This is a genomic window from Campylobacter sp. 2018MI10 (genome assembly GCF_018501175.1).
GTDB lineage: Bacteria > Campylobacterota > Campylobacteria > Campylobacterales > Campylobacteraceae > Campylobacter_E.
The window spans coordinates 26,563-38,002 of the sequence record NZ_JAHCZD010000019.1; the positions used below are offsets into that span (position 1 = coordinate 26,563).

General features: G+C 29.4%; 12 protein-coding genes and 1 pseudogene. 2 read left to right on the forward strand and 11 right to left on the reverse strand.

The genetic code is table 11. From position 1 onward, the window contains the following. From KJR01_RS08215 to KJR01_RS08245, 8 genes and pseudogenes are all read right to left on the reverse strand, one after another. Entirely contained in the window at positions 1-735 is a 735-nt protein-coding gene (locus KJR01_RS08215; protein ID WP_214118472.1) for an amidohydrolase family protein, read from the reverse strand. Further along, positions 732-1,979, reverse strand: a complete 1,248-nt coding sequence (gene fucP / locus KJR01_RS08220) for an L-fucose:H+ symporter permease (RefSeq protein WP_214118474.1) — start codon at positions 1,977-1,979, stop codon at positions 732-734. Before fucP ends, KJR01_RS08215 begins: the two co-directional genes overlap by 4 nt. Positions 1,980-1,988: 9 nt before the next feature. Continuing rightward, positions 1,989-2,777, reverse strand: a complete 789-nt coding sequence (locus KJR01_RS08225) for an SDR family oxidoreductase (protein ID WP_214118476.1) — start codon at positions 2,775-2,777, stop codon at positions 1,989-1,991. Between the two features lie 9 nt (positions 2,778-2,786). Further along, the gene (locus KJR01_RS08230) at positions 2,787-4,046 is read right to left on the reverse strand and encodes an MFS transporter (RefSeq protein ID WP_250325174.1); all 1,260 of its coding nucleotides are present in this window, start codon (positions 4,044-4,046) and stop codon (positions 2,787-2,789) included. Positions 4,047-4,067: 21 nt separating this feature from the next. Beyond that, positions 4,068-5,228 carry a UxaA family hydrolase gene (locus KJR01_RS08235; RefSeq protein WP_336607079.1) on the reverse strand — a complete coding sequence of 387 codons (1,161 nt, stop codon included), beginning with the start codon at positions 5,226-5,228 and terminating at the stop codon, positions 4,068-4,070. 99 nt (positions 5,229-5,327) lie between these two features. Beyond that, positions 5,328-5,585 (reverse strand): annotated as a pseudogene (locus tag KJR01_RS10280) (UxaA family hydrolase); the annotation flags it as partial. Further along, entirely contained in the window at positions 5,582-6,547 is a 966-nt protein-coding gene (locus KJR01_RS08240; protein ID WP_214118481.1) for a 2-keto-3-deoxygluconate permease, read from the reverse strand. The pseudogene KJR01_RS10280 and the gene KJR01_RS08240, both read right to left, overlap by 4 nt. A 13-nt stretch (positions 6,548-6,560) precedes the next feature. Next, a complete protein-coding gene (locus tag KJR01_RS08245) occupies positions 6,561-7,457 on the reverse strand; it encodes a dihydrodipicolinate synthase family protein (RefSeq protein WP_214118483.1) in 897 nt (298 codons plus the stop codon). Between the two features lie 228 nt (positions 7,458-7,685). On the opposite strand from KJR01_RS08245, the gene KJR01_RS08250 reads away from it, so the two are divergent. Together KJR01_RS08250 and KJR01_RS08255 are read left to right on the forward strand one after the other, a co-directional pair. After that, positions 7,686-8,549: a helix-turn-helix domain-containing protein gene (locus KJR01_RS08250; RefSeq protein ID WP_214118485.1), complete on the forward strand. Its 864-nt coding sequence runs from the start codon at positions 7,686-7,688 to the stop codon at positions 8,547-8,549. Between the two features lie 62 nt (positions 8,550-8,611). After that, positions 8,612-9,442, forward strand: a complete 831-nt coding sequence (locus KJR01_RS08255; protein WP_214118487.1) for an NHL repeat-containing protein — start codon at positions 8,612-8,614, stop codon at positions 9,440-9,442. A gap of 35 nt (positions 9,443-9,477) precedes the next feature. Here the strand turns inward: KJR01_RS08255 and KJR01_RS08260 are convergent, their stop codons facing one another. The 3 genes from KJR01_RS08260 to KJR01_RS08270 are packed head-to-tail and all read right to left on the reverse strand — an operon-like array spanning position 9,478 to position 11,228. After that, positions 9,478-9,768, reverse strand: a complete 291-nt coding sequence (locus KJR01_RS08260; RefSeq protein WP_214118489.1) for a metal-sulfur cluster assembly factor — start codon at positions 9,766-9,768, stop codon at positions 9,478-9,480. Then, positions 9,749-10,897, reverse strand: coding sequence for a hypothetical protein (locus tag KJR01_RS08265; RefSeq protein ID WP_214118491.1), 1,149 nt, complete (start codon positions 10,895-10,897; stop codon positions 9,749-9,751). The genes KJR01_RS08260 and KJR01_RS08265 overlap by 20 nt, the downstream gene beginning before the upstream one ends. A 10-nt stretch (positions 10,898-10,907) precedes the next feature. Continuing rightward, positions 10,908-11,228: a hypothetical protein gene (locus KJR01_RS08270; protein WP_214118493.1), complete on the reverse strand. Its 321-nt coding sequence runs from the start codon at positions 11,226-11,228 to the stop codon at positions 10,908-10,910. Positions 11,229-11,440: the final 212 nt, after the last annotated feature.

Consider the following 11,440-nt stretch of genomic DNA (forward strand, 5'->3'; position numbering starts at 1 on the left):
TTAAATCTCCTTTATTTTATAAATTTCTTTTGCATTTAAATAAAAAATCTTTTCTTTTAAATCATCACTTTTAAAATGATTTTCAATTATTCTAATCCATTCATTTGGTTTTAACTCACTTACAGGATAGTTTGAGCCAAAACAAATTCTACTTTCTCCAAAAATATTAAATGCCATATCAAGTAATTTTGAATAATCCTTACCTAAAATAAAATCATCTTGACAAGATAATTTCATATAAACATTTTCTCTTTTAGCAATTTGCCTTAAACTATCTTCGCCACTAAAATCCTTAATATTTGCAAAATGATTAAAGATAATTCCTGATTTAAATTCCTTTGCAATTTTGCTAAAATTACTTAGCTCATCTTCATTTATACAAATTTCAAACATTAAATCATTTGCATTTACTAAATTAATAGTCTTTTTAAACTCACTGCCTAAGCAATATCCACTTGGCTTTGTATGTAAAACTTCTCTAAAACTAGCACCACCTATCGTAGCAAGGCATAAAGCAAGTAATTTTTTATGTTGAAAGCTAAGCATTTTTGCACTCTCTTGGCTAGGATTATTTGCATTTATTTCTACATAAACTCCACCTAAAAAATCACTTTTGCTAAACTCATCTAAATATTCATCAAAAGAAAAATCTCTTTGCAATCTAGTTGGGGCGTTTTGCACCCAACTAATATCATTTTTATCCCATATATGAAAATGTGTATCAATTATTTTCATGACTTTTTAGTCCATAAAAAGCTATATAATGCTACATATAAAAAGCAAGGAGCTAAAGCTAAAAATCCCGCACCTGTGCCATAACTATCATTTATTGAACCCATAATTGTAGGCATTATTGCACCACCACAAATACTCATTACTAAGATTGAGCCACCAAGTTTTACTTGATTTAATGGCAAATCCTTTGTAGCAACGGCAAAAATAGTAGGAAAACTAATGCTCATAAAGAAAAATACTAAAATTAAAGCATAAACACTAATCATTCCATCAGCAATATATAAATAAAAGCACAATGCAACATTTATTAATGAATAAAGCCCCAAAATACTCTCACCTTTAAATTTTTTCATAAGTGGAGTTGTAACAATTCTTCCTATCATAAACGCAACAAGTGCAGCTGAGAAAAAATATGCTGATTTTTCATCGCTTAAAGCTTTTTCTCCTAAACTTGCTGTATGTTCTACTGCGTAATTTATAAAAAACGCTCCTGCTCCAACTTGAGCTGCAACATATAAAAATTGAGCTAATACGCCTAAGTTAAAATGCCTATGTTTAAATACATCAATTGATTTTGAGTTGTCTTTAAACTCTACTTCTTCACTTACTTCGCTACCTTCTGGAATTTTATTAAACACAAATGCAAGTAAGATTAAAAACACTACTAAAGCAATTCCTACATAAACCATTTGCACATTAAACATATTTTCAAGTAATGCTTGTTCTTTTTCTGCAGCACTTGCATTTTCGCCACTATGAGTGATTGATAAAAACAAACTTCCACCAATAATAGGTCCAACAAATTGTCCAAAACCATTAAAGCTTTGAGCTGCATTAATTCTAAATGAAGCGTTTTTCTCATCTCCTAGCTTTGTCATATAAGGATTTGCATTAGTCTCAAGTGCTCCAAGCCCACACGCAAGAATGAAAAATGCAAATAAAAACATAGAAAAACTAGCCATATTAGTTGCAGGAATTATTAGCAAACAACCAATCGCATAAAGTGCTAGTCCTGTAATAATCCCAACCTTATAAGAAAATCTTGAAGCAATCCAGCCAGCAGGAAGTGCCATCACAAAATACGCCCCAAAATAAGCCATTTGCAAGTAGCCACTATTTTGTTGAGTAATGCCTAGATGATTTTGAAAGTTTTTATTCATAACATCAACAAGTCCATAGCTAACACCCCATAAGAAAAATAATGAAGTTACTAAAATAATTGCAATTTTTACATTTTTATTCATTTTCTCTCCTTAATTTTCCCAGTTTAATGCACGATCAAGATGCATATAACCACCATCTGGAGTTAAAATCTGCCCTGTTGTGTGAGATGCTCTTGGGCTTATTGTAAATACTGCAGTATCAGCTATCTCTTCGCAAGTTGTAAAGCGATGACCTAGCGGAATAAATTTTGCAATTTCTTGATATTGTTTTTCAGGGTCAGAGAAATTTTTAATCCATTTTTCATAAAGTGGAGTCCAAACTTCAGCAGGGCAAATACAATTTACTCTAACATTATCAGGTGCAAAAGCGCAAGCCCACTCTCTTGTCATAGCTATTTGAGCGCCCTTTGCACTTGCGTATGCTGTTGTTCTTCCTTGACCTGTGATACCTGTTTTACTTGAGATATTTAAAATACTTCCTTGCTCTTTTTTAATATGTGGAAGGCAGCATTTTGTCATTTCATAATAATGAAATAAATTACTCTCATAACTTTTAATAAGCTCCTCTGTCGTAGCACTTTCAATATGAAGATTATCATTCATACCTGCATTATTAACAAGTGCGTAAATTGAGCCATATTTAGCCACAATTTGCTCTACAACTGCACTAATTTCTTGCCATTTTGATAAATCTAATTGATAAAAGCCGTAATTTGGGCAAAGTGCTTTAATTTTGCTTTCAAAATCACTATCAAGCTTAGAGCGAGATACGATAACAGGAATTGCACCTTCATTAGCTAAACACATACTAATGCCGCCACCAATACCTTTTCCACCACCTGTAACAACTACAACTTTTCCTTTTAATCCTAAATCCATAATTTCTCCTTATTTAATATTTGTGTAAGATTTTTTTAAATGTATTAACATAAGCACTCCTAAGAATGCGACCAAGCATAAAGCAATTAAACCTGCATAAGAACTATTAAATTGACTTTCGGCATAATTTTTTAAATTAGGCGCTACAAAACCACCAAGATTGCCTAAAGCCCCAATCAATGCTATTCCTGCTGCTGCTCCTGTGCCTTTTAAGATTTGAGTTGGTAAATTCCAAAAAATAGGCTGAATCGCTATAAAACCAACAGCTGCTAAAGATATGAATAAAATAAATAAAGCTAAAGAATTTATAAATACAGATAAAAGCATACTAACAACAGCTAACAATAATAATGCAATGCTAAAAGAACTCCAAGCTCTTAATTTATCAGCATAACTTGTAATAATAGGTAGAGCAATTAATACAACAGCCCAAGGAATTGCACTAATAATTCCAACCTTTAATCCAACATTTGTCCCTAAAAAATGTGAAACTTGAGTAGGTAAATAAAATAAAACCCCATAAACACTAAGCTGAATTGCAAAATAAACTAAAACGAATTTCCATACAATAATTGATGATAAAGCTTTGCTAGAATTTAATTCTTCTTTATTATTTTGTTCTTTTTCAAGTTCAGCAATTAAAATTGCTTTTTCTTCTTCGCTTAACCATTTAGCATCTTCAGGTTTACTTGCAAGTTTAAAATAAGCATAAAAACCAACTAAAATAGTAATAGCACCTTGGACAATAAACATCCATTGCCAATTTTTAAACCAAATGCTAGGTGCATAATCTAATATAGCCCCTGTAATTACGCCACCAAGCATTAGTGCAAGCGGTGCTCCTAATTGATAAAAACCATAAGCTTTTGACCTATAAATAGTAGGAAAAAAATAACTAAGATATAAAATAACCCCTGGGCTAAATCCTGCTTCGCTAAGCCCTAATAAAAATCTTAGAATATAAAAACTTGTTTCATCTTTTATGTAAATCATAGCCATACATACAAGTCCCCAAGTTATCATAATTCTACTTAGCCAAATTTTTGCCCCTAATTTATGCAATAATAAATTTGATGGAATTTCAAATATCGCATAGCCTATAAAAAATATCCCTGCACCTAAAGCATATGCAGCCTTGCTAATACCAGCGTCTATTTCTATATAATCTTTTACATAAGCAATATTTGATCTATCTAGCATTGCTAAACAAAACATTAAAAGTATTAAAGGCATTATCTTTAAATACATTTTATTAACTATTTTTTCCATAAATCCCCCTTTATTTAAGACTTAGCAAGTTGTTGCTAGTCGCCAAACGCTAAAATCATTTTGTTTATTGATTTCTGCTTTTGTTAATTTGCCTTCACTAATTTTTACGATTAGCTCTATTAATTCATCTCTAATATCTTCTTTACTCTTATTGCCATCTACGATTTCGCCTGCGTTTAAATCAATCACATCAGCCATATTTTTCGCACAAAAATTATTTGTGCTTAGCTTAATCGTTGGAGTTACAGGGCTTCCTGTTGGAGTTCCACGACCTGTAGTAAATACAACTAAATTAGCCCCACCCGCAACCATAGCACTAAGCTGCTCTATATCATTTCCTGGAGTATCCATAAATGTAAGACCTTTTTTAGTAACTGGCATTGCATAATCAATCACATCTACAACTTTGCTTGTCCCTGCTTTATAAACACAACCAAGGCTTTTTTCTTCAATAGTAGTTAGCCCACCTGCTATATTTCCTGGACTTGGATTTGCACCACGAATGTCTGAGCCACTATTTTTTACATTTTCTTCAAAGCCATAGATTTTTTCATATATTTTTTTCTCAACTTCAGCATTAATTGCACGCCTTGCTAAGATATTTTCAGCTCCTATTAGCTCGGTCGTTTCAGCTAAAATCACAGCTCCACCATTCTCTACTACATAATCACTTAAACTTCCTAGCGATGGATTTGCACTAAGCCCACTATAAGCATCACTTCCACCGCATTCAGTGCCTAAGATAATATCGCTAAAATCACCTTCACTTAATTCACATTTACTAGCATTCTCAAGCATATCTTTAACTATTTTTATGCCTTCATTTGTTGTATTTGTAATGCCACCTAGCTCTTGAATACTAATTGCTCTTATATCTTTATAAGGAGCTAAACTTTTTGCTAATTCTTTAACAGAATTTGAACTAATAGTCTCACAACCAAGCCCAACTACAAGTGCTGCATATACATTAGGATTTGCACAATTTCCAGCCATTAGCATTCTTGTTTGTTCTGCATCAAAATCAAGCTGACTACATCCGTGCTGATGAGTTACATATACAGCTTCAGGACACGCTTTAGCAATGTTTTCTACGACCTTATTAGCACATACAACGCTAGGAATTATTAAGACCTTATTTCTTAAGCCAAACTTGCCATCTTCTCTTCTATAGCCTTTCAAAATTACTTTTTCGTGTTTTGAATCTTGTGCGTTTAGATTTTTCTTATTTGCACTCTCAATGCTTAATCTTAAAGCATTTTCTAATTTTGAACTATCACAGCTATCTCCCCTACCACGAACGCCTTCGGTGTTGGTTGTATGAACCCACTCGCCTTTTTTTATATCAATACTAGCTGCTCCTATTACTTCGCCGTATTTAATAATAAAATCACCTTTTTTAATATCAGTTAAAGCGAATTTATGTCCGCTTTTAATATCATTTAATAAGGTAACTTCATTAAAAACTTCGCCTTTATTTAAATCACTTATTGCAGTTGCAACATTGTCAATTTCACTAACTTTTAAAAATCTATTTTTCATAATTTAACCTTAAATTTATTTTTTGCCCATTTAGAATAATAAGCAGTAATTATTGGCACAACAAAAGCTGTTACTACAACGCAAGTGCTAACTAAAATAGTTGCATGTTCTACTAATGGTTTAAAATCTGGATAAAAATCAGCAACTAACATCGGAGTAGCCGCAGCTGCTCCTGCAGTACTTGATGCTGCTATACCTGCAGTTCCATTGCCTTTTGCAATAAAAATATCTGCAAATATTAATAATATTCCTGTGTATATGATTACAATAAATGCTAAAACCAATCCAGATAATCCAGCATCAAGAATCGAGCTTAAGTTTATGGTACTTCCAAGTGCAAAACCAACAAAAATTATCATTGGCTCATTTAATTTAGTTAAAAATTCTCTAAAATCTTCATCTAAATTACCCAATACAAAACCTAATACAAATGGAATCATTAATCCTATAAAGTTTTGTATAGGAAAAGATGCTAAACCACTAACCCCCAAAATTAACATAGTAAATAAAGGACCACTTTCTATCATTAACAATAAACTAGCACCAGCTTCTTCTGTAGTTCCGTATTGTTTTGTTAAAGCCGTATAAAGACCAGCATTAGTCATATCCATTGCAGCAACTACTGCTAATGTGCTAAAACCAACAAAAAAGCCTTCAGTTATCATACCGTTAGGAACAAGCTGTTTAACTATAATACACGCCATAAATGCGGCAAATATTTTAGTTGCTAACAATACTCCAGATTTTTTTAAAACTGTTGTAGTAGCCTTAAGTTTAATACTTGCTCCAATACCTACAAACCAAACAGCAAGCATTACTGTTGCACCTGTTCCTAAGGCATTAGTAAAAGGTCCAAAATAAGCCAATTTATCAGGAAGAAAAGTATGTATAATAGCACCTAATAACATAGGAACTAACATCATACCACCTGGAACCTTTTCTAAAAATTTCTTAATTTTCATTTTAAACCTCTATTCAGAGTATTCTCTCTATGTTTTTAACTAATTCTTTTGCATATTCGAATTTTTCATCAAGTGCTTTTAAGGTCTCTTCGCTTAGTGGGTGAATGCTTTTGTTTGCAAAAGCAAAACCACGAGCTTTAAGTAAAAGCGCAAATCCCATAGGAAATGATAAGCTCATTCCAAATCTAATAGCTGGTAGCAAGGCTTTTTGAAGCTTGATTGCTCTTTCGTAATTTTTCTCATTATATGCTTTATAAATCGCACTCATAGCGTCAGGGAAAACACATCCTGCACTTGTCATTGAACCTTTTGCACCCATCATTAAAGCTCCAAAATAATGCTCTTCACGACCCACAAATACATCAAAATCACTTGGCACAACATCTAAAATATGATTTAGCAACAAAGCATCTCCACTGCTATCTTTAATACCTACAATATTCGGTAATTTGCTTAATTTTTCAATTAGATTTAAGCTCATTGCAGGTGCAAAAAGTGGAATATTGTAAATATAAAGTGGGAGTTTTACTTTTGCTTGTAAGTCTTTTACATAAGCATAAAGCGTATCATCATTAAACTTATAATAATATGGCATCATAAGCAAAAGCGCATTAGCTCCTTTTATATAAGCTTCGTTTGCAAGGTCTAAACTCTCTTTATAAATACAACTTCCTATCCCACAAATAACAGGCACTTTATTATTTGCAGCTTTAATTGAAAGCTCTAGCATTTTTACTTTCATTTCGTATGGCATTGCTTGAGAATCTCCCGCACTACCATTACAAAACAAACCATCAAGTCCTTTTTCAATGCCCCATTCACACATCTTTAAAAACTCAACTTCGTTAATACTTCCATCATCTTTATATGGTGTATATAAAGCTGGTAAAGTTCCTTTTAAAATTCCCATAATTTCTCCTTAATTTTGTATATACAAAAAAATTAAATTTTATTTTTTGTATTTAAGAAAGAATATGCAAAAAATGATAAAAATTATGAAAAATAAATTAAATAAAATTAATTTTTTTGAAAAAGTGTTACTTTTTGTAAATTAAAATTTATATTTTGTATATACGAAAGAATTTTTATTAAATTTTTCTTTTGTAAAATATATAAATTTTAAAACTAAAGGCAAAAAATGATATATTTACCTAATGAATTAAGTAAAATCAGCAAAAATGTTATAAGTTCTAATTATCTTAATCTTTGTTTATATGAAACTAGAAAAAATGATGATTATTATGAAGTATTATTTGATGATTATGCTCTTGTTTTTATAAATGATGGATATAAAATGATACATACTAAAAAGCAAGATTTTACAATTAATAAAAACGAGATTTTGTTTTTTACAAAAGGCTCATATCTGATAAAAGACTGCGTAGAAAATAACTATTATAATTCAATTATAATTTGTTTTAAAGAAAGTATTTTAATAGAGCTAATTTATAAATATAAAGCCCTTTTAAATAGCAATTTTACAACCAATGAGCATATTTTTAAGCTAAATTCTAATGAATTATTAAGCTCAATTTTTACATCATTTTTACCTTGTTTTAGTTATAAAACCAATGAAGATATTTTAAAATTAAAATTTGAAGAATTATTTTTAGCCCTACTTTATAGCAAAAACAATCAAAGTTTTTTATCATTTTTAAAGACCATAATTACTAATTTTAAACTATCTTTATATCAGATATTTTCATATTGTGAGCAAGATTTTCAAAGCGTAAATGATATGGCAAAAATATCTAATATGTCCTTAACTACTTTTAGCAAAAACTTCAAACAAAGTTTTGGAATTAGCCCTAAAGAATGGCTTGATAATAAAAAATTTGAAAAGGCAAAATTCTTATTAGAATTTTCAAACAAAAACATTACAGAAATATGTTTAGAAGTAGGATTTAACTCCCCTGCTTGGTTTATTTCACGCTATAAAAAAAGATATAATAAAACCCCAAAACAATTTCAAAAATCAAAAAACTTATATTTTTTACATTAAAACTATTAGAAATAAAATTCTTTTTTCCTTATAATTTTTCAAAAATTATTTAAGGAGAAAAGATGAAAAAATATATTTTAAGTATAGCATTACTTGCTAGTATGAATGCAATGGAAGTTAAAGAAATCAATGCTTTTGCTTCGCCTGAGAGTGTTGTGGCAAATAAAGATTATGTATTTGTCTCAAATGTGGGTCAAAAAATTGAGCCTTTAAACAAGGATTTAGATGGTTATATAAATATAATCTCAAAAGCTGATGATAAAATCAATGTATTTGTAAAGAATTTAAATGCTCCAAAAGGTATGAAGATTATTAACAATACACTTTATGTTGTAGATATTGATACTTTATACGGCTTTGATATAACAAGCAAAAAAGAAGTATTTAAGCTAGAAATTAAAGGCTCGGTATTTTTAAATGCAATTGAGAGCTTAGACAATGATACTCTTTTAGTAAGTGATACTGGCACTTATACGATTTTTGAAATCAATTTAAAAGATAAAAACTATAAAACTTTTATGAATATTGACAAAAGTTATGGTGGTCCTAATGGCTTATTAATTGATAAAAATTCTTTATATGTTGTAGGGTATGACCCTAGTGAAAAAGATGGCGGAGCTATTTTAAAAATTGATTTAGCTAGTAAAAATATAGAAAAACTAAGTGATAATTTAGAGCAATTTGATGGAATTGTTAAAATTAATGATGATATTTTAGTATCTAGCTGGGGTAAAGAGCTAAATGGTTATATTTATAAACTTAATCAAAATAAATTAGAAAAGCTAGATTTAAAAGCACTTAAAGGACCTGCTGATATGTTTTATGATAACTCTACAAACACACTTTTAGTGCCTGAAATGGCTAATAATTCTTTATTAAAAATCAAATTATAATTAGAATTTACTATGAGAAAATCTCTCATAGTAAATCAAAAACTTAAAGCACTTTTAACCTCATCACTAGCCATTTCTATACTCCAAGCAGGTTCAAACACTAAATCAATATCAACACTATCTATTCCATCTACACTTAAAACAGAGTCTTTTACCCAAGTTATCAGTAAATCATGCATAGGACAAGACTTAGTAGATAAGGTCATAGTGATTTTACAATATGAATTATCAATTTGTATATCATAAATAAGCCCTAAGGCTAAAATATCAAAACCCACTTCAGGGTCAATTACATTTGAAATTGCATTAATTACTTGCTTTTTCATTCTTTGCTCCTTTGTAATTTATATAAGTAAAAAAATTGATTACATTAATTAAAAGACCTATATTTAACGCTATATATAAATAAATTGATGAACTAAAATAAAGAGAAATTACTAAGCATATATTAATTAACATAGTAAAAAAAGCTGCTTTTTTAATCACCATATCATCTAATAAAGGGACTTTTATTTTTCCGATTAATTTTGAAATAAAATGAAACCATATTAAAAATGGCAAAATCTTATAAATATGTGCGATTATAAAAGGTAAAATCGTTGCAAAAATTAATAATTTAATAGCTAAAGCATAGTCTAAAACATAAAATTCTCTCATCGCTAAAAACGAGCCAATACAAGCAAAAACAATATTTAAATTCCAATAATCTTTAGCCTTTCTTGTTCGTATTTTAAGTATATATAAACACCAAAATACAAAACAAGCTAGGGAAAAAATCGCTATACTTTTATGAAAAAATGCTAAAAAATATGCCACTAAACTAAGCCATAATAAATAATTTTTATGCTTATGAGTTAGTGCAAACATTGGCAATAATACACTAGCAGCACCTATACAAATAAACAAAATAAAACCTAACATAAAATATATATGAAGATGAAGAATTAGTTCATAATCTAAATATATAAGCCCGTTTAAAATAAGCGCAATTAAACCAGCACAAACTAAGCCTAATGCTAAAAAAACAACCCCACAAAATAAAGCACTTTTAGCAATATTATTAAAATCAAAAAATGATATTAAAAACAGCACAATAAAATAAAAAACACTTAAAATCATAGCAAATACGCTATATTTTAGTAATTCCAAATCATAATTTAAAAACGAATACATAATAAAGGCTAAAGAGATATTGCAAATAAAACTCACAAAAAATACACCTTTTATACTAAAGAATGCTTTTTCATAAATTACCGAGCTTAATTGATAAAGGCTACCTATTATTATATTTAAAGCAAATCCAGCAAAAAAACAATGTAAAAACGCTTTAAATTGATAACTTTCAAAATCATAATTTGAATAAGAAAATAAAAACATAAAAGCTAATAAATAGCAAAATGCAAATATAAAATAAATAGCCACCACTTTAAATGGTGGTGCGAATGCGTTTAACATAATTTAACCCTTATGGATGGTCTTTACAAGCTTCATCAAAATTGCTATGCTCTTTAATTTTAGTAAATACTAGCCAAAAAAGTCCATCTTTTTGTGTAGTTTGAATATCATAATATGGCTTCACGCTAGGAAGTAAGCCTAAAGGATTTTTATGATTTAGCATAATTAATTTTTGATTAGGCTTTAAATTATTTAAGCCAACTCTAGCATTTATCATAGGTTCAGGTGGCATACACTGACTACTATCAAAAGCTAAATATTCATCATTCTCATAAAACTCAACCGTAGCATTTGCTAAACTAACTTTTTTCCAAGATTTAAAATCAAACATTTTTTCTCCTTTTTTCTCACTATTCTAAAAAAGTTTAAAAATTTTGACTTTGACTTAAGTCAATTTGAAGTTCAAAAAAAGAAAAATTAAATACTTAAATAAATTTTAAATCAAATTCCTAAATATATATTTGCTATAATAAACCTTATTTTTACAAGGTTAAATATGAATATAAATCAAATAATTAATTTTAAATTTAATTTTAAAAAGAT

Excerpts from the sequence above, each read along its gene's own strand:
- KJR01_RS08260 (WP_214118489.1), bottom strand. The coding sequence starts at position 9,768 with ATGAAAAAGCAAGTAATTAATGCAATTTCAAATGTAATTGACCCTGAA.
- KJR01_RS08225 (WP_214118476.1), bottom strand. The coding sequence starts at position 2,777 with ATGGATTTAGGATTAAAAGGAAAAGTTGTAGTTGTTACAGGTGGTGGA.
- KJR01_RS08255 (WP_214118487.1), top strand. The coding sequence starts at position 8,612 with ATGAAAAAATATATTTTAAGTATAGCATTACTTGCTAGTATGAATGCA.
- KJR01_RS08240 (WP_214118481.1), bottom strand. The coding sequence starts at position 6,547 with ATGAAAATTAAGAAATTTTTAGAAAAGGTTCCAGGTGGTATGATGTTA.
- fucP (WP_214118474.1), bottom strand. The coding sequence starts at position 1,979 with ATGAATAAAAATGTAAAAATTGCAATTATTTTAGTAACTTCATTATTT.
- KJR01_RS08230 (WP_250325174.1), bottom strand. The coding sequence starts at position 4,046 with ATGGAAAAAATAGTTAATAAAATGTATTTAAAGATAATGCCTTTAATA.
- KJR01_RS08245 (WP_214118483.1), bottom strand. The coding sequence starts at position 7,457 with ATGGGAATTTTAAAAGGAACTTTACCAGCTTTATATACACCATATAAA.
- KJR01_RS08265 (WP_214118491.1), bottom strand. The coding sequence starts at position 10,897 with ATGTTAAACGCATTCGCACCACCATTTAAAGTGGTGGCTATTTATTTT.
- KJR01_RS08215 (WP_214118472.1), bottom strand. The coding sequence starts at position 735 with ATGAAAATAATTGATACACATTTTCATATATGGGATAAAAATGATATT.
- KJR01_RS08250 (WP_214118485.1), top strand. The coding sequence starts at position 7,686 with ATGATATATTTACCTAATGAATTAAGTAAAATCAGCAAAAATGTTATA.
- KJR01_RS08270 (WP_214118493.1), bottom strand. The coding sequence starts at position 11,228 with ATGTTTGATTTTAAATCTTGGAAAAAAGTTAGTTTAGCAAATGCTACG.